The sequence below is a fragment of the Aeromonas sp. DSM 116730 genome (genome assembly GCF_046581335.1).
In the GTDB taxonomy this organism is placed as follows: Bacteria; Pseudomonadota; Gammaproteobacteria; order Enterobacterales; family Aeromonadaceae; genus Aeromonas; species Aeromonas rivipollensis.
In genome coordinates this window covers 1410337-1435118 of record NZ_CP144265.1, presented here as the reverse complement: position 1 = coordinate 1435118, position 24782 = coordinate 1410337, and the positions used below count along the sequence as shown (strand labels likewise).

Below are 24782 nucleotides of genomic sequence, written 5' to 3'. Positions count from 1 at the left end.
TCCCGGCTGACTAGCACCGGGCTATTGTACTAGGCAAGCCGCCAGCGGCCAGTGATCAAGGCAAATTTTGCAGCCATCATCGCCGTTACCCGATGAAAGTTGCGGCTTTTCCCCGGGGAAGTAGCGCGCCGACAGGCTCTGGCGACCCTGATCCACGAAGCACTCCAGGCTGGAGCTGTCGCACAGCACTGTGATCTTGCCTCCGAGCCAGGGGGCGGCTCTCTCTTCCCAGACCCCGCTCTGCCAGTTCTGGCGCCGCAGTGTGATGCGCCCCGGCTGCCACACCAGCTCGGCCAGGGCGCCAAACCAGAGGCTGCCCTCACCGCCAAGCGCCAGATCGAGCCAGGCCGAGTCGATGGCCAGCCCCGGAAACTCCCTGAGCGTCCCCTCGAAGCGGGTCTGCTCCCCCTTCAATGCCGCGAGCTCCGCCACCGGCCGCTGGCAGAGCCAGTCATCCTGCCAGAACAGCTCTCGCGGGCAGCTCATCTGATGGATCCAGCCGTGAGCGACAGTGGGCTGGCTCATCTCGTTCTCCTCCGGCAGCCCCAGCCAGCCGAACAGCAGGCGGCGCCCCTGACCGTCCAGGGTGCTCTGGGGGGCATAAAACTCGAAGCCTCGGTCCAGCTCGTGGAAGGCCCCGTGCTCGAACTGCTCGCCGTCGAAATCCCCCGCCAGCCAGCCGCACTGGTAGAGGTTGCGATAATCCTCTCCCGCCGGGGCAATCCCCTGGGGGCAGCAGATCAGCAGGTGACGATCCCCTAGGGGGAAGAGATCCGGGCACTCCCACATATAGCCAAAGTCCCCGAGACCGCCGCGCCCGCTGCCGGCGATGGGGCCCACCAGCGTCCAGGCATCAAGCGCGTCGCCGCGATAGAGCAGCACCTCCCCCCGATCGTCCAGGGTGCGGGCCCCCAGCACCATGAGCCACTGCTGGCCGTCGTGCCACACCTTGGGGTCGCGCACATGGCCGCTGTAGCCTTGGGGCAGATCGAGCACGGGGCCCAGCTTGGCAAAACCACCCCGTCCATCGTCGCGGGCCAGACACTGGAAGGCGGTGCGGCTGCCATCCGGGTATTTGACGTTGCCGGTGTAGACGAGGGTCAGGCGCCCCTGCTCGTCACTCACCGCCGAGCCGGAATAACAGCCGTGGCTCTCATAGGCCTCGGTGGGCAAGAGCGCCACCGGCTCGTGCTGCCAGTGCAGCAGATCGGTGGAGGTGACGTGGCCCCAGCCCTTGTTGCTGTGCTCGCAGCCGAGCGGATTCCACTGGTAGAAGAGGTGGTAGCGCCCGTCGTGCTCGATAAAGCCGTTGGGGTCGTTGAGCAGCCCCACAGGGGCTGCCAGGTGCCAGCGGGGCCTATGGGGATCGGCCGCCGCCTTGAGCTGTCCGGCCAGCAGGGACCGGACAATCTGGTTGAGGAGATGGCTTTCCTTCATCACTCCACCTTGTACTTGAGCAGGTAGGAGGCGACGAAGGCGGCACCGAAGGCGATCACCAGCCCGATGACGTAGTGGATGAGGCTCATGGGCTGGACTATTGCCATGCCCGGAATGCCGGTCAGCCCCACCGCCGTCATGCCCACCTTGGCCGCCACCACGTAGGCGCCGCCGCAGGCACCGCCGAACAGACCGGCCAGGAAGGGCTTGATGTAGCGCAGGTTGACGCCGAAGATGGCGGCCTCGGTGATGCCCAGCAGGCAGGACATGGCCGCCGGCACTGTGATCGCCTTGATCTTCACATCCCGGGTCTTGAAGTAGACAGCGAGACAAGCCCCGCCCTGGGCCACGTTGGCCATGGCCCAGATGGGCAGCAGGAAGTTGACGCCTATGGCCGGGTTGGTGAGCAGCCCCGCCTCTATGGCGTGGAAGCTGTGGTGGATGCCGGTGATGACGATAAGCGAGTAAGTACCGCCAAACACCAGCCCCGCCAGCCAGCCCGCCTGCTCATAGAGGGCGCTCAGACCAAAGGAGATGCCATCCCCCAGCACCCGACCCGCCGGGCCGATGAAGAGCAGCGCCACGAAGCCGGTGATGATGACGGTCAAGAAGGGGGTGAGGATCAGATCCAGCGCGTCCGGGATGCGCTTGCGCAGCTGTTTCTCCAGATGGGACATGAACCAGACCGCCAACAGCACGGGGAAGACGGTGCCCTGGTAGCCGATCATGGCCACATCCAGCCCGAAGAAGTCCATGGTCTTGAAGCCCCCCGCCACGCCCCAGGCGTTGGTCAGCGCCGGGTGGGTGAGGATGCCGCCGAGGGTCGCCCCCAGATAGGGATTGCCGCCAAATTCGCGCGCCGCGGTAAAGCCGATCAGGATGGGCAGTATGATGAAGGCTGCCGAGCTGAACATGTCGAGCATCACAAACAGGGCGCTGTCGGCGTTGACCCAGCCGTAGGTGCGCACCATGCCGAGCAGCCCCATCAGCAGGCCGGAGGCGACGATGGCCGGAATGATGGGGACGAAGATGTTGGAGAGGGTCCGCGCCAGCCGTTGGGCCACGTTGAGCTTGGCCGTCGCCATGTCGGTCAGCTCCGCCTTGCTGGCGGTGCCGGTGCCGGTCAGCGCCACGAACTCGGCATAGACCTTGTTGACCAGACCGGTGCCGAAGATCACCTGAATTTGACCCGCGTTGCTGAAGCACCCCTTGACCCCGTCCAGCTTGTCGATGGCGGCCTTGTTGACCTTGCTGTCGTCCGCCAGCACCAGCCGCAGCCGGGTGGCGCAGTGAGCGGCGCTGACGATGTTCTCCTTGCCCCCGAGCAGGGGCACCAAATCCTTGGCTATCGCACTGATATTCATAATCTTCCTCTTATGACCCGCCGGCTGGCGGGCCCTTGTCACATGAGAGTAGGGGCTGTTGACCCGGGCTTCTAGCCGCAGATCAACGGCCGCTTGCGCTCGATCGCGCCCAATAGCAAAAAGGCATCCAGTTCGGTGCGGGTCGGCAGCGCCGTCATGGCCCCCTTGGCGGTGGTGGCGAGCGCCCCGCAGCCGTGGGCCTGAGCCAGGATGGCGGGCAGCTCGGCCAGCGTCGGCAGTGACGGACGTCCAGCCAGCGCCGCCAACAGTCCAGCAACGAAGGCATCCCCCGCCCCCGTGGTGTCGAGCGGGGTCACTTTCGGCCCCACCCACTCCAGCAGATCGCCACCCAAACGGGCTACCACACCGGCCGCCCCCCGGGTCACCAGCACCAGGGCCGGGCCCGAGAGGGTGGCAAGCCCGGCGAGCAGATCATCCTCGCCGCTCAGCAGTTGCAGCTCCTCCACCGAGAGCTTGACCACGTCCGCCAGGGCGATGGCCGCGCTTACCTGCGGCAGCATCTCGGCGGGATTGCCCCACACCTCGGGCCGCAGGTTGGGGTCGAAGCAGACCCGTCCTCCCGCCGCCTTGATGGCGGCCATGGCCTGCAGGCAACTGTTGCGCACCGGTTCGTTGGCGAGCGCGATGGAGCAGCTGAGCAACCACTGACCGGCCTCGAAGCGGGGCAAGTCAGCCGGTTCGAGGAACTGGTCGGCACTGGGGCGCACCATGAAGGTGAAGCTGCGCTCCCCTTCTTCATCGAGCTCCACCAGCACAGTGGAGGTTCGGTGGGCCGGATCCTGAGTCAGATGACGGATATCGACGCCCTCTGCCACCAGGGTATCGGCCATAAAGCGGCCGAAGGGATCGGCGCCGACCCGACCGATAAAGGCCGATTCACCGCCGAGCCGTGCCACCCCCACCGCCACGTTGGCGGGTGCGCCACCCGGACACTTGAGGTAGTGCAGCTCCCCTTCCGGGATAAGATCCACCACCGCATCCCCCATTACCCACACACGATTCCCCACCTTGCTACTCCACTGCTGCATCGGATCCACTGCCAGAGCCGGGCTCTGTTCTCTTGGTCGGCATTATCAGCTAAACCGTTTTAGCTAACCAACAGATCCCGGCGCCGTCTGCCATTTTTGTGATCGGGATAACGAACTAGAACCAGGTTTCCATCTGCACGCCAAAGTTCCACTCGCCACCGGCGGTGAAATCGCTCTGGCCCATGGCATCTGTGCTGGCGTAGTTGTCGAGCTCGGAGGACCAGTCCATCCAGGTGGCGAATACCCGCAGCTCGGGCCGCTCGAAGAAGCCGGCGGTCTGCGCCTTGAAGGTGGGGGCGAAGGTGAGCTTGGTGAAGTTGCCGCTCACCGCCTGACGCCCCTTGTAGCCCTTGGGATCCAAGTCCATGTACTGCCAGGCGGCCTCGTAGACCAGCTCGACGTTCTGGCTCAGCACCTGGGCAACCCGGGTGTTGAGGGTCAGCCACTGATACTCGTCCCCCTTCACGTAGCGATCCTGGCTCTGCTCCGCCAGCAGGGCAGGGGCCAGCCGCCAGCGCGGAGTGATATCGGTGGCGCCAAACACGGCGACCCGTACCGCGTCGGCATCCGGCAGCAGCTCGCTGTCGGAGCCCAACCCCTTGAGCTCGGCCCCCAGGCCATGGCCGTAGAGCACGGCGGCCTTGGAGAAGCCGGGATTGATGCCGAAGAAGCTCTCGCCGTGGTAGGCCAGCAGGGTGTGCGCCCCCTTGTTCGCCGCCTCGCTGCCAACGCCGCCGTCGTTGATGCGCGCCTCGTTGTCCTTGGCGGAGAGGCCGCTGAGCATCCACTGCCAGTTGCCGAACCTGTTGTTCATGGTGAGGATGTAACTCTCTATGTCCGAGAGACCGCTGGCGCTGATGTCGCCGTAGTCACGACCGTAGAGGGAGAAGTTCGCCTTCCAGCTGTCGGCCAGCTGCACGTCGTAGACGCCGCCACCTGTCCCGGCCAGGAAGACCACGTCCGAGTCGAGCCAGTGGATGTCGAAGTTGTCCCGATCGAAGCGCTTGCCCGCCCAGAGCACAGAGTGCTGGAAGGGGCCGCTGAAGCTCGCCAGGTCGCCGATTTCGGCAAACACCTGACGGGTGTTGAGGCTGGAATCGCTGGCGGTCCAGTCGTTGCTGGTCTCCACCCCGTCCGCCAGCATCAGCTTGTAGCGGGCCCAGCTGCCGTCATCGAAGGTCTGGGTCTTCAGCAGATTCGCCTCCATGTAGGTGTCGTCTTCGTTGCCAAGGCGACCCACGGCCCCGCCCACAGAGCCGGCCGGCGTCACGTAAGGGCCGCCGCGCCCGCCGTTGCCGTTGCTGTTGACCAGGAGGCCCGAGCGGGCATAGCCGTGAAACTCGAAGCCCTGGGCACCGGCGGTCTGCTTGTCCACCTTCTCGCTCTGGGCCTTGGCCACCACGGCTGTCTCCCGGGCCTCGCTCGCCTTGCTCTGGGCCTCGTCGGCCCGCGCTTCGGCGGCGGCGGCGCGGGACTCAGCCGCCTGCACCCGTGCCTCCAGCGCCGCCAGACGCGCTTCGATACCGCCCTCGGCCGCCCACAGCGGGCTGCTCATCCCCAATCCCAGCGCCACCGCCAGCGCCAACTTGCTCTTGAACATCGTCATCTTCCTCACCTGTCATCTGCCGCCCGTCCGGGCGCTGTTGTTATGGACGAGCAGAGAATAGCTAAACCGCTTTAGCTAACTCAATATGCCAGCTAAACCGTTTCAGCCACTTGTGATCAGAGTAACGTTTGCACAGGGAAAACCGCCGGGAGTTGTGAGGAGGATCCCTCATCGGGATCCACTCAATAGGGCGGATCCGGGGCAAATGGCAGGCAAAAAGAAAGCCGGCACTGAAGGCCGGCTTGGGTCACGCGGGTTGCGGTTACTTGGTCAGATCGTCGAAGAAGCGTTTCACCCCTTCGAAGAAGCCTTCGGATTTCGGCTTGTGGGTCTTGGCGGCGGCACCGCTGAAGGACTCGTCCAGCTGGCGCAGCAGATCTTTCTGGGTCTCGGTCAGCTTGACCGGGGTCTCGATCACCACCTTGCACATCAGATCCCCCACCTGGCCGGAGCGCACGGACTTGACGCCCTTGCCCCGCAGGCGGAACAGCTTGCCGGTCTGGGTTTCCGCCGTGACCTTGAGCTTGACCCGGCCATCCAGGGTCGGCACTTCGATCTCGCCACCGAGCGCCGCCGTGGTGAAGCTGATGGGCACCTCGCAGTAGAGATCGTTGCCGTCACGCACGAAGATCTCGTGCTCCTTGACGTGGACCTGTACGTAGAGATCCCCGGCCGGTGCGCCGGCCTCCCCCGCTTCCCCTTCGCCGGAGAGACGGATGCGATCGCCGGTATCGACGCCCGCCGGGATCTTCACCGACAGAGTCTTGGTCTTCTGGTAGCGGCCTTCACCGTGACACTTGCGGCACGGATCCTTGATGATCTTGCCGCGACCGTGACAGTGGGGGCAGGCCTGCTGCACCGCGAAGAAGCCCTGGCGCATCTGCACCTGACCGGAGCCGTGGCAGGTCGGGCAGGTATGGGCCTGGCTGCCGGTGTGGGCACCGGACCCGTTGCAGACCTCGCAATGGACCTGGGTCGGGATCTTGATCTCCTTGGAGACCCCGCGCACCGCCTCTTCCAGGGTCAGCTCCATGTTGTAGCGCAGGTCGGAGCCACGGGCCGGGCCGCGACGACCACCCCCACGACCACCGAAGATGTCACCAAACACATCGCCGAAGATGTCACCGAAATCGGCACCACCGCCGTGGCCACCGCCCTGGCTCTGATCCACGCCGGCATGACCGTACTGGTCATAGCGGGCACGCAGGTTCTCGTCGGTCAGGACCTCGTAGGCTTCCTTGACCTCTTTGAACTTCTCTTCCGATGCGGCATCACCCTGATTGCGATCCGGGTGATACTTCATCGCCAGACGCTTGTACGCCTTCTTGATCTCGCGCTCGTCGGCACCTTTCGATACCCCGAGCACTTCGTAGAAATCGCGCTTCGACATACTCATCCTGTTCTACTTAAGCCGTTATGCAGACGGGCGTTGGTTACCCAACGCCCGTGAAATCATTGACTGAGCCGATGGGCAGAGTCTGCTCTGCCCATCTGGGTTGGGCTTATTTCTTGTCGTCTTTCACTTCTTCGAACTCGGCGTCGACCACGTCGTCGTCAGCCTTGGCGGAAGAAGAGGAGTGACCGGCCTCGGCACCGGCGCCTTGCGCCTGAGCCTGCTGCTGGGCAATCTCCATCAGCTTCTGGGACGCTTCCATCAGGGCCTGTTGCTTGGCTTCGATGGCAGCCTTGTCGTCACCCTTGATGACGGCTTCCAGCTCGGACAGTGCGGTTTCAATCTTGGTCTTGTCGTCGGCAGGCAGGGCGTCACCGGCTTCGGTGACCTGCTTGCGGACCGAGTGGACCAGACCGTCAGCCTGGTTGCGGGTCTGCACCAGCTCTTCGAACTTCTTGTCTTCCGCCGCGTTGGCTTCGGCTTCGCGTACCATGCGCTCGATCTCGTCATCAGACAGACCAGAGGAGGCCTGGATGGTGATCTTCTGCTCCTTGTTGGTCTCCTTGTCTTTCGCGGAGACGTGCAGGATACCGTTGGCGTCAATGTCGAAGGTCACTTCGATCTGCGGCAGACCGCGCGGTGCCGGACGGATGCCTTCCAGGTTGAACTGGCCCAGGGACTTGTTGTCGCTGGCACGCTTGCGCTCACCCTGCAGCACGTGAATGGTCACGGCAGACTGGTTGTCTTCGGCAGTGGAGAACACCTGGGACTTCTTGGTCGGGATGGTGGTGTTCTTCTCGATCAGCGCAGTCATCACGCTGCCCATGGTTTCGATACCCAGGGAGAGCGGGGTCACGTCCAGCAGCAGTACGTCTGTCTTGTCACCGGACAGTACGGCACCCTGGATGGCAGCACCCATGGCCACGGCTTCGTCCGGGTTGACGTCTTTACGCGGCTCTTTGCCAAAGAAGTCGGCAACGGTCTTCTGAACCAGCGGCATACGGGTCTGACCACCCACCAGGATGACGTCGTCGATTTCGCCAACCGCCAGACCGGAGTCTTTCAGGGCGACACGGACCGGCTCCAGGGAGTCTTTCACCATGTCTTCCACCAGGGATTCCAGCTTGGCGCGGGTCACCTTGATGTTCATGTGCTTCGGACCTGTGGCATCTGCGGTGATGTACGGCAGGTTGACGTCGGTCTGCTGGGCGGAAGAGAGCTCGATCTTGGCTTTCTCGGCGGCATCTTTCAGACGCTGCAGAGCCAGCTGGTCGTTGCGCAGATCGATGCCCTGCTCGCGCTTGAACTCGTCTACCAGGTAGTTGATGACGCGGTTGTCGAAGTCTTCACCACCCAGGTGGGTGTTACCGTTGGTCGCCAGTACTTCGAAGGTGGTTTCACCTTCCACTTCGTCGATCTCGATGATGGAGATGTCGAAGGTACCGCCACCCAGGTCATAGACGGCAACCTTGCGCTCGCCCTTGACCTTGTTCACGCCATAGGCGAAGGCCGCAGCAGTCGGTTCGTTGATGATGCGTTTTACATCCAGACCGGCGATGCGACCGGCATCCTTGGTGGCCTGACGCTGGGCGTCGTTGAAGTAGGCCGGTACTGTGATGACCGCTTCGGTCACCGGCTCGCCCAGGTAATCCTCGGCGGTCTTCTTCATCTTCTTCAGCACTTCGGCAGAGATCTGCGGCGGTGCCATTTTCTTGCCTTTGACTTCTACCCAGGCGTCACCGTTGTCAGCCTTGGCGATGGCGTACGGCATGATCTTCAGATCGCGCTGTACTTCTTCATCTTCGAAACGACGGCCAATCAGACGCTTGATAGCGAACAGCGTGTTTTTCGGGTTGGTGATGGCTTGGCGCTTGGCCGGCTGACCAACCAGGATTTCGCCGTCATCGGCATAGGCAATGATGGACGGAGTAGTACGGTCGCCTTCCGCGTTCTCGATCACGCGAGCATGGTCGCCATCCAGAATAGCAACGCAGGAGTTGGTAGTACCCAGGTCAATACCGATGATTTTACCCATTTGACGAATCTCCAAATACTTTGAATAAACTGGCGAGGGGCTCGCCTTAAATACGTTAACGGCTAGGTGGGGCCTGCCACTGTGGCTTTCAAGCACCCGACATCAAATTCTTTCCGTGTCACCTAAGTTTCCATGCCACTGAAATCAGATGCCGCCGTGGCCTTGCCACCTATATGGGGTCTCGAGCCGACGCTTCAAGCCCTGACCTTAAAAAACCGCGCATTCTTGCCCCTTGGGCGCAAGAGTGCTTGCCAAATGGCGCCAACGAATACCCTGATGGCGCCGCTACCAATAAAAAGCCCGCCGAGCGGCGGGCTCAGCACAGCGACGGGACTCAGGCCGGGGCCTTGGAGACCATCACCATGGCCGGACGGATCACCCGACCGTTGAGTTCATAGCCCTTCTGCATCACGGCGATGACGGTGTTCGCTGCCACTTCGGCATTGTCGATCATGCTGATCGCCTGATGGGCGTTGGGATCGAACGGCTGGTTCAGCGGATCCAGCGGGAGCAGGCCAAACTTGGCTACCGAGCTCTGCATGGATTTCAGGGTCAGCTCGACCCCTTCGATCATCGGCTTGAGCGCCTCATTTTCCTTGTCGGCCAGCTCGATGGCACGCTCCAGGTTGTCCAGCACCGGCAGCAGCTCGCCGGCGAACTTCTCCAGCGCGAACTTGTGGGCCTTCTCCACGTCCTGAGCGGCGCGGCGACGCAGGTTTTCCATCTCGGCGACGGCACGCACGGCGCGCTCACGCTCTTCCAGGGAGGCCTGCTGGGCTGCCTCCAACTGGGCCTCCAGCTCGGCAATGCGGGCCTGCTCGGCTGTCACTTCACTGTCTACATCGGTCGGCTCGACTGGCTGGGCTTCCACTTGCTCCATCGCTTCAACCTTTTGTTCTTCGTGGCTCATGACATCTCCAATATTCAGGGGTTACTTACGAGGGGTTGCTGACGTTCAGGTAAGCGACACGCGTCAACGGACCCTGTGTTGGCGCTATTATGGGGACGCAGCCCCGGCTTTCAAGGGGAAAAGGGCATATCAGGCACAATGCCTCCTGCCAGCTGGCCAGCTTGCCGCTTTTCGGGGCCGATTGCGCCAAGGGGCATGGAGACAGACAAATCCCCGGCAAAGCGCGGTATACTCCCCGCAAGACTTCCCCAGACCCGATAACCTATGGATTCTCCGTTCAAAACCGTTGCCCTCATCGGCAAGCCCCATCATGAAGGGGCCAACCAGACCCTCAGCGGCCTGCATCAATACCTGAGTACCCGCGGTTTTCGGGTGCTGCTGGAGAGCCGGGTCGCCCAGACCTTAGGGCTCTTGGGTGACAACGTGATGGATCTGGTGCAGCTCGGTGAGCAGGCGGATCTGGCCATAGTGGTCGGCGGTGACGGCAACATGCTGGGGGCGGCCCGAGTGCTCTCCCGGTTCGATGTGGCTGTGATAGGGGTGAACCGGGGCAACCTCGGCTTCCTGACCGATCTCTCCCCCCAGGACTACCTGCTGCCCCTGGAGCAGGTGCTCTCCGGCCACTTCAAGAGCGAGCACCGCTTCCTGCTGGAGGCTGCCGTCTATCGCCACGGCGAGCGCAAGTCCAGCAACCTGGCGGTCAACGAGGCGGTGCTGCACCCGGGCAAGATAGCCCACATGATAGAGTTCGAGGTCTATATCGATGGCAGCTTCATGTACAGCCAGCGCTCGGACGGCATCATTGTCGCCACCCCCACCGGCTCCACCGCCTACTCGCTATCGGCGGGGGGCGCCATCCTCACCCCCAAGCTCAACGCCATCACGCTGGTGCCCATGTTCCCGCACACCCTGAGCAGCCGCCCCATAGTGCTGGATGCGGACAGCGAGGTGCGGCTGCTGGTCTCCCCCGACAATCAGGATGACGCCATGCAGGTGAGCTGCGACGGCCAGGTGACCCTGGCGGTCCACCCGGGGGACGAGATCCTCATCAAGAAGAGCCAGCACAAGCTGCATCTGGTGCATCCGCTGGATTACAGCTACTTCCACGTGCTGCGCAACAAGCTCGGCTGGGGCAGCAAGCTGTTCTAGCCAGCGGGCCCGGGCCGCAGCAAGGCTGGCGGCGAGAGCCTAGCCCTCGCCGCCCTCAACCAGCCGAAGCGGTCCGGGTTCGAGCTGCAGAAGCACGCCATTTCGCCCCGCCACCTTGACCCTGTACATGGCCTCGTCGGCCTTCGTCAGCAAGTGCGCCAACCCTGTATCAGCACAGGCGCAGACGCCCCCCACACTGACAGTCACCCCCTCGCACGGCGGGCAGGCCCCCTGACGGGAGCCCGTCTCTATCTGGCGGCGGATCCGGTCGCAGATGTCATGGGCCATCTGGCCGTTCACCCCTCCCATGATGATGGCGAACTCCTCGCCACCTATGCGCCCCACCAGATCATCCTTGCGCGCCTCGGCCACCAGCACCCGGGCCACGAACCGGATCACCTCATCACCACAGCCGTGACCAAATCTGTCATTGACGCTCTTGAAGTGGTCTATGTCGAGCACCACCACGCAGCACATCTGCCCCGGCCGCGCCCGCTCCCCCTGTCTGAACAGGCCCCGCCGGTTGAGCACCCCGGTGAGGGGATCCCGCTCCGAGAGGGCCAGCAGCGCCTGCTCCGCCTCCACGTAGGCCACCAGGGGCAGCAGCAATACCGAGCCTATGGTCAGCACCATGTGCATGAAGAAGATGCCATCGAGCAGCCAGTCTCCGTTACCCATGGGACTATCAGGCCCCAGCAAGAGCAGCAACCCCTGGCTCAGCAATATGGTGAAATGCAGCAGGTAGATGACGGCGACGGCATGAAGTACCCGCTTCTGGTGGCGGCTGAGGGAGACGATGAGACAAGCACACCAGAGGTAGACCACAGACTCCATCAGGGCCAGCACCATGCGCACCTCGAAATGGCTCGACAACCCCAGATAGGCAAGCAGCAACAGGGCAACCCCTGCCCACAGGGGGCGGGGGCGCCAGGACAGGCCGTAGAGGGCATAAAAGCCGGCCAGCAACAGCAATATGCTCATGAGGGAGACCAGGCCACCGACCCTGATCCCCAGGGCCGGATGGCCACTCCCTATCCCCAGACTGAGCAGCAAGATGGAGAGGGAGAAGAGGAAGGCAGACAGGGACCAGAACAGGAAGTTGCGCCGACCAGGCTTCAAGAAGTGGATGAACAACATGAGCAGTGCCGACATCAGATTGATTGCCAGGGAGATCAACAACAGGGTCGGGGTGTGGATCATCTAGACGCATCCTTGGTGAAGAGCATGGTGGCCTGCCCGTTGAACCTGAGCCTAGCCTGTCTCGAGTGTGTCTCAGCCACCCCGACTCCACAAGTTCACTGCCTCGACAAGACCCCAAAAAGGTGAACGAATACAGGCTGATCGCGCGCCAGCCCTCCAGGATAAAATCACCCATGGGATGCCATGACGGCTCTGTGCCTCTCCCTGTACAGCCCCCTCCCACAGCCCCTCATCCCCTTGCCCGGCAAAAAATCCCGCCCCGCACACTTTACTGTATATAAGACCAGTATATACTGGATGCATACACAGTAATGTTGACCCATACAGGATGAGACCATGCTGACCCAGCTGACCGTCAACAACTTCGCCATCGTCAAGTTTCTCGAACTCGATCTGCAATCCGGCATGACCTGCATCACAGGGGAGACGGGGGCAGGCAAATCCATTGCCATCGACGCCCTTGGCCTCTGCCTCGGCGAGCGGGCCGAAGCCAGCATGGTGCGGCCGGGCAGCGACAAGACGGAAGTCAGTGCCCGTTTCCTGCTGGACGGCAACCCTGCCGCCCGCGCCTGGCTCGCCACCAACGAGCTGGAGAACGATGGTGAGTGCATAGTGCGGCGGGTACTCTCCGCCGAGGGGCGCTCGCGCAGCTACATCAACGGCGTCCCCGTCCCTCTGGTGCAGCTCAAGAGCCTGGGTCAGTTGCTGGTCAACGTTCACGGCCAGCACGCGCATCAGCTGCTGCTCAAACCCGACTATCAGCTCGCCCTGCTGGATGGCTATGCCGGTCACCACCTGCTGCTCGATGAGGTGCGCCAGCACTATCAGCTATGGCGCCAGCTGCAAAACGAGCTCAACCGCCTCAAGGCCGAACAGCAGCAGCGGGAAGCCCGTCGTCAACTTATCGAATATCAGGTGCAGGAGCTGGATGAGTTCGCCCTGCAACCCGGGGAGTTTGAGGCCATCGAAGAGGAGCACCAGCGCCTCGCCAACGGCACCGAGCTGATGCAGGAGTGCGGCTATTGCCTCGACCTGCTCTATGACAACGAGGAGACCACCATAGCCGGCCTGCTGCAGGTGGCGGTGGACAGGGCCGAGACCCTGGCCGGCATGGATAGCCGCCTTGGCAACGTGCTCGGCATGCTGAACGAAGCCCTGATCGGGGTGCAGGAGAGCCACAGCGAGCTGCGCAGCTATCTGGATCTGCTGGAGCTGGATCCTGAGCGTTTCAACGAGCTGGAGGCCCGCCTCTCCAAGGCGATCAATCTGGCCCGCAAGCACCACGTCAAGCCGGCAGATCTCCCGTCGCACCATCAGGAGCTGGCCAAGGATCTCGCCCGCCTCCACTCCGATGAGGAAAGGTTAGAAGGGATGGAGGATGAACTGGCCGAGGCCCGTCAGGCCTTTGTCCAGGCGGCAGAGGTGCTCAGCCAAAGCCGTCAGCGCTATGCCCAGGAGCTGGCCACCCAGGTGACCACCAGCATGCACGAGCTGGCGATGCCCGATGGCCGCTTCGCCATCGAGGTGCGCCCCGACGCCCAGAGCAGCCTGTCGCCACTCGGTATCGATCGAGTGGAATTCATGGTCACCACCAACCCTGGGCAGCCCATACAGCCGCTGGGCAAGGTGGCCTCCGGCGGCGAGCTGTCGCGTATCAGCCTCGCCATAGTGGTGATCAGTGCCCGCAAGATCTCCACCCCCACCCTGATTTTCGACGAGGTGGATGTGGGGATCAGCGGCCCGACGGCGGCCGTGGTGGGCCGTCTGCTTCGCCAGCTCGGCGAATCCACCCAGGTGATGGTGGTCACCCACCTGCCCCAGGTGGCTGGCAAGGGCCACCAGCACATGGTGGTCAGCAAGCACACGGACGGCAAGACCACGGAGACCCAGATGCAGGCGCTCAACCAGGGTGCCCGCCTCAACGAGCTGGCCCGTCTGCTGGGGGGGGATCAGATCACCGACAACACCCTGGCCAACGCCCGCGAGCTGCTTGCCTCCTGAGGGCGGTGCGGCAAGCCCTCGCCGCCCCTGAGGCGGCGAGCCATCAGCCCCTTCGATGACCTGACCGGGAGTGAGTCACCTGCCTCCCGGCGCCAGCCCTGGCATGTCATCAACCTTTTCGGTGGCCTGACCGGGGAGGTGAGTAACCACTCTCCGGCAGCCTGCCTTGAGTGGCGAGCCATCCAGCCTTCGGCCACCTGACTGGATAAGCGAGTAGCAAACCTCTCCGGCAACCTGCCCGGAAAGGCAAATCATCCTCCTCGGCGGCTCGTCCGGATAGGCGGGCCTGCAATCCTGCCGGTGGCCTGCCCGGAAAGGCGGATCATCCCCTTTGGCCGCATGCCCAAAGTGGCGGGTCTTCAATTCCTTAGGTGATCTGCCCAAAATCACGAACCCAAACACTCCCACGCAGTGACCCCATGCCCCGGACCCGCCGCCAGCGGCCCTGATCAATGACGGCGGTGCACCCTCTCCTTCTCCGACTCTAGGTGCCCAGGCCAGAGGCCAGAGCCTGGCCGGATTTGCCCCCATCACCGCCAGACAGTAGAGTGGAACCGACTCGGGCCCCATGGCCCTCTCAGGCCCGGCGCCGCGACATGCGGCCGAGCCCATCACCCCACATCAGGAACCGCCTCATGCTTCATGTCTTTGGCCACAAGAATCCCGACAGCGACAGCATCTGCACCGCGCTGGTCACCGCCGACTGGCTCAACCGTCAGGGTCGCACCGCCCAGGCCTATGCATTGGGTGACCCCATTGCCGAGACCCGCTTCATCCTGGAGACGGCAGGGGTGGAGGCCCCCCCGGTTCTGACGGGCAGCGTCGCCAACAAGCCGGTCTTTCTGGTGGATTTCAGCGAACTGGAGCAGGGACCTGAGGGGTTGGCCGAGGCCGATGTGCAGGGCCTCATCGATCACCACCGCATCGGCACCCTCATCACCCGTGGCCCCCTCGATGCCTGGGTGAGGGCTGTCGGGTGCAGTGCCACCGTGCTGCTGGAGCTGATGGGCCATGCCAATCTGTCCCGCGCCCAGGCCAGGTTGTTGCTGGGGGCCATCATCAGCGACACCTTCAACTTCACCTCCCCCACCACCACGGCAGAGGACAGGCTAGCGGTCGACCGGCTGCTGCCCATCGCCGATCTGGCCCTGGCCCCCTTTGCCCAAACCCTGCTGGAGCGGCGCACCCAGTTGGGCGATACCCCCCTGCGCGAGCTGCTCGTGGCCGACGAAAAGGCCTACCAGATAGCGGGTCATTCCCTCATGGTCAGCCAGATCTGCGTGATGGATCCGAGCCAGGTGCACAGCCGGATGGAGGAGCTGCATCAAGCCATGGATGCGAGGCTGACCCTGGACTCGCTGGATGGCTATGTCTTGATGCTGACCGATCTGGCCAAGGGGAGCAGTGAGCTCCACTTTGCCAGCAGGGGCATACTGCCCGCCGAGCCGGTCCAGCTGGCGGGGGCCCTCAGCCGCAAGAAAGAGGGGCTTCCTTGGTTGACCCAGCAGCTGTCAAAAGTACCCCGCTAAGCCCTGTCACAGTGGCGGCCCGCCGACCGCCACTGTGATTGCCCGCCCTTCGAGACCAGATCCCGACACCTTGGCTTGAAGCCGGGCGAGCAGCATGATCACCAGGCACATCCAAGACAAACCCCACTGCTGTGCTGCCCATAGACCATTTTCCCATCTCATTCCTCCATCAAGGGAGCCATGGGCCGCATGCCTTCATTCTCCGTTCAACTGCGTCTGTTATGCTGATGTAAACGAAGATGATCTTGCGCGCCCTCACCGACAAAGGATGACGTCTGGCGCCCACAGACAGACAAGTGAGTACCATGCAATACAGAGCGGGATCACTGTGGTAGGGGACAGCTCCTTTGTCCCCGGTGACCCGCGCCATGCCAAGGAGAACTGCTTATGACCCACACCAACATAGTGCTGTTGCTGGAAGGCAAGGATTACGAGCAGGAGACGCTGGCCAAGGCGAGCCGCCTGGCACAAGGGCTGGGCTGCGACCTGACCCTGCTGCACCTGACGCACAGCAGCAAGGTGCGCCGCAAGAGCCTGTCACTGTCCGAGGAGGAGCGCAGTGCCCAGGGCACGCTGGATGCCAAGGCCATCATCAGCGAACTCATCACCCTGCTGCCTCATCCTGTGGATTACCACTGCCTGGTGGTCGATGACGTGGTCAGGGATCTGGGCCAGTGGCTGAACGCCCACTCGACCTCGCTCCTGCTGGTCGGCAGCCGCCACCACTGGATGGAGGGATCGCTGGCACGCCTGCTCATCTACAAGCTGCCCGTCGATATCCAGATCTGCCACGAGCCCTATGCCGAGCAGCTCAAGGCCGTCGGCTGAGTACCCGGGAGCCCGCTCAACGAGCGGGCTCCCTGCATTTATCCCCTCGTAGACCTCCCAAGCCCCTTGCTCCACCCAGCGGGTATCATGCAGGTCTGGCCTTCCCTCCCCCTGCCGACATTCAGCCCCTTCTAATTGACAACTTCATCTACATGATTTCTTACACATTGCTCGCTTCTTTTTAAGTGCCATTTGCTGCAGGATATCGCCCTTGCACGCCTTCACTCGTTTCGTTCAGGTGATAAATGAAGACTCTTCCAAAACCAGGCAAATATGCCCTGCTTGCCCTGGCACTGCTGGCCCTCGTGGTCTGGCTGGCCTGGCCCGGCAAGACCCCGGACCCCGTGCTGACTGCGACCGTGACCCGCCAGGACGTGGAGCAGACGGTGCTGGCCAGCGGCGTCCTGCAGGCCATAGAGCAGGTGGACGTGGGGGCCCAGGTCTCGGGTCAGGTCACCTATCTGGCGGTAGAAGCCGGGCAACAGGTCAAGCAGGGGGATCTGCTGGCAGAGATAGATCCCCTGATAGCCCAGAACAACCTCAAGACCGCCGAGGCCGAGCTGGCCAGCCGCCGTGCCCAGCTCAAGATCAAGCAGGCGCAGCTCAAGCAGAACGAGCTGGCCTGGCGCCGCCAGCAGCAGATGTTCAGGCAGGAGGCGAGCTCCCGGGCCGATCTGGAGAGTGCAGAGGCGCAGCTGGCCGTCACCCGGGCCGAGTTGCAGAGCGCCCAGGCGGACATCGACAACGCCCTGATCAAGGTGGAGCGCACCAAGACGGAGCTCGGCTATAACCGCATTCAGGCCCCCATGGATGGCACAGTGGTCAGCATAGTGACCCGCCAGGGGCAGACCCTGGCCGCCAGCCAGACGGTCCCGACCCTGCTCAAGCTCGCCAACCTGGACACCATGACGGTCAAGGCACAGATCTCGGAGGCGGACGTCACCAAGGTCAGGGCCGGCATGCCGGTCTACTTCACCCTGATCGGAGACCCGGACCGCCGCTATCACGGCACCCTGCGCACTGTCGAGCTGGCCCCCACCAACATCAACGAGCAGAGCGCCAACACCACGACCACCAGCAATGCCGCCATCTACTACTACGCCCTGTTCGATGTGCCCAACCCCGACCATCAGCTGAGGGTCGCCATGACGACCCAGGTCACCATAGTGCTGGGTGAACGCAAACAGGTATTGGCCATCCCCCAGACCGCCCTCGGCAAGAAGCTGGGGGAGAACGAATATGAGGTCACCCTGTTCAAGGAGGACGGGCAGAAAGAGACTCGCCGCATCAAGACCGGCATGAAGGATGACATCAAGATAGAGGTGGTGAGCGGCCTGAACGAGCAGGACAAGGTGACCCTGGAGCAGGGCAAGCCCGTCCAGAACGATGAGATGGAGATGGTTCCGTGAGCGAGCCCCTGATCCAGCTCAAGGGCATAGAGCGCCGCTACCAGAGCGGGGAGCACGAGGTGACTGTGCTGCATCCGCTGGATCTGACCATAGCGGCGGGGGAGATGGTGGCCATAGTCGGCGCCTCCGGCTCCGGCAAGTCCACCCTGATGAACCTGCTGGGCTGTCTCGATCGCCCGAGCGGCGGCCAGTATCTGTTTCGCGGTCAGGACACCGCCGGCCTGGATGCCCTGGCCCTGGCGCGACTGCGCTGCCACCACTTCGGCTTCATCTTCCAGCGCTACCATCTGCTGCCCCATCTGGATGCGGCCGCCAACGTGGAGATCCCCGCCATCTATGCCGGCACATCCCGCCCCGAGCGCCAGATACGTGCCCGCACCCTGCTGACCCGCCTGGGCTTGAGCGATCGCAGCCACCACAGGCCGGGCCAGCTCTCCGGCGGCCAGCAGCAGCGGGTCAGCATAGCCCGGGCGCTGGCCAATGGCGGCGAGGTGATCCTGGCGGACGAGCCCACCGGCGCCCTCGACAGCCACAGCGGCAAGGAGGTGATGGCCATCCTGAAGGAGCTGCACGAGCAGGGTCACACCATCATTCTGGTGACCCACGACATGGCGGTGGCCAACCACGCCAATCGCATCATCACCCTGCGGGACGGACGTGTGGTGGAAGACAGCGGCCAACCGGCTGCCAGCCCCGTCATCTCTGCGAGTCAGGCCCACGGGGAGGAGAGTCAGCAGATCCCGCAGGCCGCAGTGGATCAGGTATCTTCCGACCTCCCCCGACCAGCCGCCGGGCAGGAAGCGCCCGATCCGGCGCCGGGCCGGATCGCCACTGCCTCCGTCGCCAGGCGGGGCAGCCAGGGCTGGGATCGCTACCGGGAGGCGGGTCGCATGGCCCTGCACGCCATGCTGGCCCATCGCATGCGTACCTTCCTCACCATGCTCGGCATCATCATCGGCATCGCCGCCGTGGTCAGCGTGGTGGCGCTGGGCCAGGGGGCCCGCGCCAAGGTGATCGACGACATCAACGCCATGGGCACCAATACCATCGACATCTTCCCCGGCAAGGATTGGGGCGACGAGAAGGCCGCCAGCATCCAGACCCTGAACGAGCGGGATCTCGACGCCCTGCTCGGCCAGCCCTATCTGGAGGGGGCCAGCCCCCAGATCGCCACCTCGGGCCAGCTGCGCTATCGCAACAAGACCAGCAGCGGCAGCGTGGTGGGGGTCGGCAGCGACTTTTTCCGGGTCAAGGGGATGACCCTCACCCAGGGCCGCCTGCTCGATGAGCGGGACATCCGCAGCCGGACGGCGGTAGCCGTGGTGGATGGCAAGACCATAGCCAGCCTGCTCGGCAAGACGGATCCCGTCGGCCAGGTGGTGCTGGTCGGCACCCTGCCGGTGCGCATCGTCGGGGTGGTGGCCCAGGAGACCGGCTTTGGCCCCAGCAGCCAGTCGGTCAATGTCTGGCTGCCTTACAGCGCCGTGATGAGCCGCCTCATCTCCCAGAATCACTTCAGCCAGATCACCATAAGGGTCAAGGACGGGGTCCAGCCCGCGCTGGCCGAGCAGGCCGCCGTGGCGCTGCTGACCCAGCGCCACGGGGTGAAGGATTTCTTCACCTTCAGCAGCGACAGCATCGTCAAGTCGGTGGAGAAGACCACAGCCACCCTGACACTGCTGGTCTCCGCCATCGCGGTGATCTCCCTCATCGTCGGCGGGGTCGGGGTGATGAACATCATGCTGGTGTCTGTGGTGGAGCGCACCCGCGAAATAGGGATCCGCATCGCGGTCGGCGCCCGCCAGTCCGACATCTTGCAACAGTTTCTGATCGAGGCTGTGATGGTCAGCCTGCTGGGGGGCCTGCTCGGCATCGGCCTGGCCATGTTTATCGGTTTTATCTTCTCCCTGCTCGTGGAGAGCTTCCAGATGCGTTTCTCGCTCTTCTCCATCCTGATGGCCTTCGGTTGCTCCTCGCTCATCGGGATCCTGTTTGGTTACCTGCCCGCCCGCAATGCGGCCCGGCTCGATCCGGTCGAGGCACTGGCGAGGGAATGATGATGCATAACTTATCCGGCCGGGGGCAGCGCCTCTCGTCAAGAACGGCGCTTAGCCTGGTGCTCACCGCCTGTCTCAGTGCCTGCAGCCAACAGAGCACCTACCACAGACCCGAGCTGGACGTGGCACCAGCGTGGCAGCAGGACGCCCGGGATCTTGGCAGCCAGCAGGCCGGACTCTGGTGGCAGGGGTTCCAGGATCCCGCCCTCAACCAACTTGTCGATGAGGTGCTCGCGGCCAACCCGGACATGCAGGTGGCGGGGCTCAGGCTCAAGAGCGCCCTGCTCGGCGCCGATCTCGCCGACACCAACCTCACCCCGTCGGTCAACGCCAGCCTGGGGGCGAGCGGCAACAAGAACATCAAGGACGGCAGCGCCAGCAGCAACCTGGGCCCCTCCTTCAACCTGAGCTATGAGGTGGATCTCTGGGGCAGGCTCGCCTCGGTGCGGGATCAGGCCCAGTGGGAGGCAGAGGCCAGCGAGCAGGATAGCGCCGCCACCCGCCTGATGCTGGTAGGCAAGACCCTGGAGCAATACTGGCAGCTGGCGTATCTCGGCTCGGCCCTCTCCCTTGGCGAGCGCCAACTGGCCAACTACGAGCGGATAGAGCGGCTGACCCGGGCAAAATATGACGCCGGGGCCGTCACCCGCCTCGATCTGGTGCAGGCCAGCCAGCAGAAAGCCGGCAAGCAGGCGGAGCTCGCCTCCCTCACCCTGCAACGGGAGCAGGCCGGCAACGCCCTGCGCCTGCTGCTCGGCCGCAGCAGCGGCCCGCTCACCTTTGCCCCGGCTTCCCTCGCCATGGGCCCCATTCCGACGCTGGCGGTCGGCATCCCCGCCGATGTGCTGGCCAGGCGCCCAGACGTGCGGGCCGCCGAGCTGCGCCTTCGCAAGACGCTGGCCAGAGGGGACGAGATCCGCACCGGTTTCTACCCCACCCTCAGCCTCACCGGTGGCGCCAGCACCACCTCGGACACCCTGACCCAGGTGCTGCAAAACCCGGTGGGGACCCTGGGCGCGACCCTGGCGCTCCCCTTCCTCGAGTACAACAAGACCCGGCTCTCCATCGCGAGCTCCGAGATTGACTATCAGATAGCCGAAACCGAGTTTCGCAAGCAGCTCTATACGGCCCTGCTGGAGGTGGAGGACGGCCTGGCCGCTCGTCAGCAGGGGGAGCAGCGGCTGCGTTATCTCGAGCAGCAACTGGCCTATGCCAAAGAGGCCGAGCGGCTGGCGGGGGCCCGCTTCCTGGCGGGCGCCACCGGGGTTCAGCCCTGGCTGGACGAGCAGAATCGACTGTGGGATGCGGAGCTCGGCGTGCTGGCCCAGCAACAGAGCCAGCTCAAGACCATGGCCGGGATCTACCGGGCGCTGGGAGGGAGCGATCGGAGCTAGAGCACGGTCATCCCCCAGGGCAGCCGGCATGGCCTCCATGCTGGCTGCCCTTGCCCCTTCCCTGCCACAAAGCAATTGATAATAATTTTCATTTAATGAAAAATGAGCGCTCTCGTCTGTCAGGAGTACTCAAATGTCACAGTCCGCCCCGGTCAATCGCCCTCGCCTGCTCACCGTCAAGCATGTCCATGATGTGAGCCCTCATCTGCGCCGAGTCTGCCTGACCAGCCCCGAATTGGCGGATTACCCCTTCAGCTGTGGCGGCGCCCATATCAAGATCATGCTGCCCCGACCGGGCCAGAGCGAGATAGTGCTACCAACCCCGACCCCCAAGGGGCCCCGTTGGGAGGATCCGAGCCAGAAGCCCATCATCCGCACCTTCACCATCCGCGCCTTCCGCCGCGAGGCCCTGGAGATCGACATCGACTTCGCCCTGCACGGTGATGTTGGCCCCGCCAGCCGCTTCGCCCTCCACGCCAAGCCGGGGGACAGGCTCGCCATCTCGGGTCCGGGCGGCCCGGACCCCATGTTGCAGCTGGCCGATCACTACTACATGGCCGGCGATCTCACCTCCCTGCCCGCCATCAGCGCCATGGCCGAGGTGATGCCGGCAGAAGCCCGGGGCCATATCGCCCTGCTGGTGCCCCATCAGGAAGATGTGCAGGATCTGTCGCTGCCAGTAGGCGTCAGCCTGCGCTGGTTTGTCGGCACGCCGGACCAGACCGGCCCCCTGGTGGAGTACTTCACCGCCCAGCCTATGGCAGCCGAGGGAAGTTATTTCTGGTTCGGGGGGGAAGAGGGTCTGGTGGTGCCCCTGCGTCGTCATGTCAGGCGAACCCTGGACACAGATCGCCAGCGGGTCTATGCCGTGCCTTACTGGCGCAGCGGCAAGGATGAAGACGCCTACCATCAGGATCGACACGTCGTGATGGATAGCTGATAACCATCTGTATTCCTTGTACTTATCAGGCCTTCTCCCGCTCGGGGGCGGGCCTGGTTGCCATTCTCCCCTCCCCTCTTACGGCCCGCCCCCCATCTCTGGTGATCCTCTCGGTAGTGCTTGCATTTGAGACTGGCAGCAAGATAATGATAATCACTCTCAACAAAGATGATATGTCCTAGGCGCAGATCCCCTGAACCAGACACCCGAGCGTTACGGGCCCATCGTCGACCCCATTTCCACAGCAAGGTAATCCCAGATGGCTGTTTTGAATTCGGTAATGCGCGCCTTCGCGGTGGAGGCGCTCCCCACCCCTGCCGACCTGTTGGCACAGCACCCCTGCTTGGCCGATATGGCGCAGCATATTGACCAGCACCGCCACCAGGTGCGCCAGATCCTGAGCGGGGCGGACGATCGCCTGCTGGTGGTGATAGGCCCCTGCTCCATCCATGATCCCGTCGCCGCCCTCGACTATGCGAAAAGGCTGGCACGGCTCGCCACCGAGTATCAGGAGAGCCTGCAGATAGTGATGCGCACCTATTTCGAAAAACCGCGCACCACTGTCGGCTGGAAGGGGCTGGTATTCGACCCTCATCTCGATGGCAGCAACGACATCGGTCACGGGCTCCACCTGGCCCGTCAGCTGCTGCTCGACATCAACCGGCTGGGGCTGGCCACCGCCACCGAGTTCCTCGATACCACCAGCTTCCTCTATCTGGCGGATCTCATCAGCTGGGGGGCGATCGGCGCCCGCACCACCGAATCCCAGGTACACAGGCAGCTGGCTTCGGCCCTGCCCTGCCCGGTCGGCTTCAAGAACGGCACAGATGGCAACATCCGGGTGGCCATCGATGCCATTTTGGCCAGCGAGGCCTCCCATCTGTTCACTGCTCCTGGCAGCCAGGGGGGCATGGTGGTGATCAAGAGCGAAGGCAATCCGGGCGGCCACATCATTTTGCGCGGCGGCACCCTGCCGAACTATCACCAGAGCGACGTGATGGACGCGGCCGAACGCCTGGCGCGCCAGGGGCTCAACCCTCGGCTGATGGTGGATTGCAGCCACGGCAACAGCCAGAAGCTGCACCAGAACCAGATCCTGGTCGCCGGGGAGCTCTGCCGCCAGTTGCGAGGCGGGAGCACTGCCGTCGCCGCCGTCATGGTCGAGAGCTTTCTGCAAGGTGGCAACCAGAAACCGGCGCCACTGAGTGAGCTGCAATATGGCTTGTCGGTCACCGATGCCTGCCTCGGCTGGGAAGAGAGTGAGAGCCTGCTGGCCATGCTGGCCGATGGGGTCATGGCGCGCCGTCAATTTGCACACAGTCGTTCCATTCCCCTTCGCAATGATCTCGGCCAGCCAGTCAGCTGACCTATTTCCTATTTATTCGCAGCGGGGTCGCCAGGCCCCTATTCAATCTCCCACCCGATAAATGACATTCACACATTGTCTGAACAGGGGTGTCAAATAGGGCAGTCATAGGGAAAGAAAAATAGTGCGAGAGGGACAAGAACTTCCCCATTGATAGAAAAATGGGCGACCAGGCAAAGCGGGAAGCATGCCCGCAAATCCATCTATTTCATCCCACAGCGACGGGCCATTATTTGTCATCTTGTGTCATCAGAGATAACAAATGGGCTGTATGAGTCCTCATTGTGTCGCAGGGGAGGTGCGACAGCGATTGGCTTACCGCCAATGGATAGTTTTTATTGGCTCATGATGGTCATGGCTATTGTGGACGGGCGACCCAAATTAGGTGACTTCCTGGATGGGCAATAGATAGACAGGATCCTGAAAATAATAATGCCGCCCCTTGGGCGGCATTATTGACGACGCTATCCTGGCAATCAGATCAGGAAGTCGTTCAGATCCTTGCCCAGCGCAACTTGCTCGGCAATGGCTTTGGGCATGCGGCCCTGGCCGGTCCAGGTCTTCTCCTGGCCATCTTCCTGATACTTGTATTTGGCAGGGCGCGGAGCACGCTTGCTCTTGGTCGCGCCAGCAGCGGCCGGAGTGGCCACGCTGCCGATCAGCTCGCGCGGATCTATGCCAGCCTGTTGCAGCATCTCGGTAAATTCGCTCAGCTTGCGCTGACGCTCTTCCTGCTCGGCCCGCTCTTGCTCTACGGACTCGGCACGCTCGTTATATACCAGATCAAACTTTTCTTTCGCTTCTTGCAGTTGCTCAAACGGCAGTTCACGAATGGCAGCGCGCAAGCTGCGAATGTTCAGCAGAACCTTCAGAAACTCGTTCATTACTTCCTCACAGAATTATTTTTGTATGTCACAGGGATAACTCATTTTGAGAATAGCATGTCCACTCGATAACAACATAATGATTTTATAGTGCCAGCGCTATTCCTGACAATCTCATGGTCATTATTCACTGTGGTTAATTCACATCAGGGATCTTATCGGATCACCGCTCAACAGACATTATTTCTTCAACATGGGTTAATCGGTCCCACTTCCCCAAGTATTTGTCAC

Annotated in this window: 18 protein-coding genes; 9 read left to right on the top strand and 9 right to left on the bottom strand. The window is 63.0% G+C overall.

The genetic code is table 11. The features are described from left to right. Nucleotides 1-21 precede the first annotated feature (21 nt). The 7 genes from Aeroheme_RS06675 to grpE form a co-directional block, all read right to left on the bottom strand. Nucleotides 22-1437 (bottom strand): glycoside hydrolase family 32 protein, encoded by a 1416-nt coding sequence (locus Aeroheme_RS06675; protein WP_411166928.1) that lies wholly within the window; start codon nucleotides 1435-1437, stop codon nucleotides 22-24. Next, a complete protein-coding gene (locus Aeroheme_RS06670) occupies nucleotides 1437-2801 on the bottom strand; it encodes a sucrose-specific PTS transporter subunit IIBC (protein WP_163147894.1) in 1365 nt (454 codons plus the stop codon). Before Aeroheme_RS06670 ends, Aeroheme_RS06675 begins: the two co-directional genes overlap by 1 nt. Nucleotides 2802-2872: 71 nt before the next feature. Next, a complete protein-coding gene (locus tag Aeroheme_RS06665; protein ID WP_411166927.1) occupies nucleotides 2873-3850 on the bottom strand; it encodes an aminoimidazole riboside kinase in 978 nt (325 codons plus the stop codon). 115 nt (nucleotides 3851-3965) lie between these two features. Next, nucleotides 3966-5456: a carbohydrate porin gene (locus Aeroheme_RS06660; RefSeq protein WP_411166926.1), complete on the bottom strand. Its 1491-nt coding sequence runs from the start codon at nucleotides 5454-5456 to the stop codon at nucleotides 3966-3968. 262 nt (nucleotides 5457-5718) lie between these two features. Next, a complete protein-coding gene (gene dnaJ / locus Aeroheme_RS06655; protein ID WP_042649830.1) occupies nucleotides 5719-6846 on the bottom strand; it encodes a molecular chaperone DnaJ in 1128 nt (375 codons plus the stop codon). A 112-nt stretch (nucleotides 6847-6958) separates the two neighbouring features. Beyond that, nucleotides 6959-8884, bottom strand: coding sequence for a molecular chaperone DnaK (gene dnaK, locus Aeroheme_RS06650; protein ID WP_042649831.1), 1926 nt, complete (start codon nucleotides 8882-8884; stop codon nucleotides 6959-6961). A gap of 334 nt (nucleotides 8885-9218) precedes the next feature. Beyond that, nucleotides 9219-9794, bottom strand: coding sequence for a nucleotide exchange factor GrpE (gene grpE, locus Aeroheme_RS06645; RefSeq protein ID WP_042649832.1), 576 nt, complete (start codon nucleotides 9792-9794; stop codon nucleotides 9219-9221). A 264-nt stretch (nucleotides 9795-10058) separates the two neighbouring features. On the opposite strand from grpE, the gene nadK reads away from it, so the two are divergent. After that, the gene (gene nadK, locus Aeroheme_RS06640) at nucleotides 10059-10943 is read left to right on the top strand and encodes an NAD(+) kinase (RefSeq protein WP_106886269.1); all 885 of its coding nucleotides are present in this window, start codon (nucleotides 10059-10061) and stop codon (nucleotides 10941-10943) included. Nucleotides 10944-10982: 39 nt separating this feature from the next. Here nadK and Aeroheme_RS06635 read toward each other — a convergent pair whose 3' ends face one another. After that, nucleotides 10983-12143 (bottom strand): diguanylate cyclase, encoded by a 1161-nt coding sequence (locus tag Aeroheme_RS06635; protein WP_411166925.1) that lies wholly within the window; start codon nucleotides 12141-12143, stop codon nucleotides 10983-10985. A 336-nt stretch (nucleotides 12144-12479) separates the two neighbouring features. Between Aeroheme_RS06635 and recN the strand changes: the two genes are divergently transcribed. From recN to Aeroheme_RS06595, 8 genes are all read left to right on the top strand, one after another. Next, on the top strand, nucleotides 12480-14144 hold the full coding sequence (gene recN / locus Aeroheme_RS06630) for a DNA repair protein RecN (protein ID WP_392418722.1): 1665 nt from the start codon (nucleotides 12480-12482) through the stop codon (nucleotides 14142-14144). Between the two features lie 635 nt (nucleotides 14145-14779). Beyond that, nucleotides 14780-15673, top strand: coding sequence for a DHHA2 domain-containing protein (locus Aeroheme_RS06625; RefSeq protein WP_408836787.1), 894 nt, complete (start codon nucleotides 14780-14782; stop codon nucleotides 15671-15673). A gap of 387 nt (nucleotides 15674-16060) precedes the next feature. Further along, nucleotides 16061-16501 carry a universal stress protein gene (locus Aeroheme_RS06620; protein ID WP_408836786.1) on the top strand — a complete coding sequence of 147 codons (441 nt, stop codon included), beginning with the start codon at nucleotides 16061-16063 and terminating at the stop codon, nucleotides 16499-16501. 245 nt (nucleotides 16502-16746) lie between these two features. Further along, the gene (locus tag Aeroheme_RS06615; RefSeq protein WP_408836785.1) at nucleotides 16747-17910 is read left to right on the top strand and encodes an efflux RND transporter periplasmic adaptor subunit; all 1164 of its coding nucleotides are present in this window, start codon (nucleotides 16747-16749) and stop codon (nucleotides 17908-17910) included. Further along, entirely contained in the window at nucleotides 17907-19967 is a 2061-nt protein-coding gene (locus Aeroheme_RS06610; protein ID WP_393935426.1) for a MacB family efflux pump subunit, read from the top strand. The genes Aeroheme_RS06615 and Aeroheme_RS06610 overlap by 4 nt, the downstream gene beginning before the upstream one ends. Next, on the top strand, nucleotides 19964-21361 hold the full coding sequence (locus Aeroheme_RS06605; protein WP_393935427.1) for an efflux transporter outer membrane subunit: 1398 nt from the start codon (nucleotides 19964-19966) through the stop codon (nucleotides 21359-21361). The genes Aeroheme_RS06610 and Aeroheme_RS06605 overlap by 4 nt, the downstream gene beginning before the upstream one ends. 133 nt (nucleotides 21362-21494) lie before the next feature. Then, nucleotides 21495-22301 (top strand): siderophore-interacting protein, encoded by an 807-nt coding sequence (locus Aeroheme_RS06600; RefSeq protein ID WP_171276517.1) that lies wholly within the window; start codon nucleotides 21495-21497, stop codon nucleotides 22299-22301. 259 nt (nucleotides 22302-22560) lie between these two features. Then, nucleotides 22561-23667 carry a 3-deoxy-7-phosphoheptulonate synthase gene (locus Aeroheme_RS06595; RefSeq protein ID WP_411166924.1) on the top strand — a complete coding sequence of 369 codons (1107 nt, stop codon included), beginning with the start codon at nucleotides 22561-22563 and terminating at the stop codon, nucleotides 23665-23667. Nucleotides 23668-24143: 476 nt separating this feature from the next. Here the strand turns inward: Aeroheme_RS06595 and Aeroheme_RS06590 are convergent, their stop codons facing one another. Further along, nucleotides 24144-24551, bottom strand: coding sequence for an H-NS family nucleoid-associated regulatory protein (locus Aeroheme_RS06590; RefSeq protein WP_025327689.1), 408 nt, complete (start codon nucleotides 24549-24551; stop codon nucleotides 24144-24146). Nucleotides 24552-24782: the final 231 nt, after the last annotated feature.

Coding starts and splice junctions, on each gene's coding strand:
- Aeroheme_RS06675 (WP_411166928.1), bottom strand. CDS start 1,437: ATGAAGGAAAGCCATCTCCTCAACCAGATTGTCCGGTCCCTGCTGGCC.
- Aeroheme_RS06670 (WP_163147894.1), bottom strand. CDS start 2,801: ATGAATATCAGTGCGATAGCCAAGGATTTGGTGCCCCTGCTCGGGGGC.
- Aeroheme_RS06665 (WP_411166927.1), bottom strand. CDS start 3,850: ATGCAGCAGTGGAGTAGCAAGGTGGGGAATCGTGTGTGGGTAATGGGG.
- Aeroheme_RS06660 (WP_411166926.1), bottom strand. CDS start 5,456: ATGACGATGTTCAAGAGCAAGTTGGCGCTGGCGGTGGCGCTGGGATTG.
- dnaJ (WP_042649830.1), bottom strand. CDS start 6,846: ATGTCGAAGCGCGATTTCTACGAAGTGCTCGGGGTATCGAAAGGTGCC.
- dnaK (WP_042649831.1), bottom strand. CDS start 8,884: ATGGGTAAAATCATCGGTATTGACCTGGGTACTACCAACTCCTGCGTT.
- grpE (WP_042649832.1), bottom strand. CDS start 9,794: ATGAGCCACGAAGAACAAAAGGTTGAAGCGATGGAGCAAGTGGAAGCC.
- nadK (WP_106886269.1), top strand. CDS start 10,059: ATGGATTCTCCGTTCAAAACCGTTGCCCTCATCGGCAAGCCCCATCAT.
- Aeroheme_RS06635 (WP_411166925.1), bottom strand. CDS start 12,143: ATGATCCACACCCCGACCCTGTTGTTGATCTCCCTGGCAATCAATCTG.
- recN (WP_392418722.1), top strand. CDS start 12,480: ATGCTGACCCAGCTGACCGTCAACAACTTCGCCATCGTCAAGTTTCTC.
- Aeroheme_RS06625 (WP_408836787.1), top strand. CDS start 14,780: ATGCTTCATGTCTTTGGCCACAAGAATCCCGACAGCGACAGCATCTGC.
- Aeroheme_RS06620 (WP_408836786.1), top strand. CDS start 16,061: ATGACCCACACCAACATAGTGCTGTTGCTGGAAGGCAAGGATTACGAG.
- Aeroheme_RS06615 (WP_408836785.1), top strand. CDS start 16,747: ATGAAGACTCTTCCAAAACCAGGCAAATATGCCCTGCTTGCCCTGGCA.
- Aeroheme_RS06605 (WP_393935427.1), top strand. CDS start 19,964: ATGATGATGCATAACTTATCCGGCCGGGGGCAGCGCCTCTCGTCAAGA.
- Aeroheme_RS06600 (WP_171276517.1), top strand. CDS start 21,495: ATGTCACAGTCCGCCCCGGTCAATCGCCCTCGCCTGCTCACCGTCAAG.
- Aeroheme_RS06595 (WP_411166924.1), top strand. CDS start 22,561: ATGGCTGTTTTGAATTCGGTAATGCGCGCCTTCGCGGTGGAGGCGCTC.
- Aeroheme_RS06590 (WP_025327689.1), bottom strand. CDS start 24,551: ATGAACGAGTTTCTGAAGGTTCTGCTGAACATTCGCAGCTTGCGCGCT.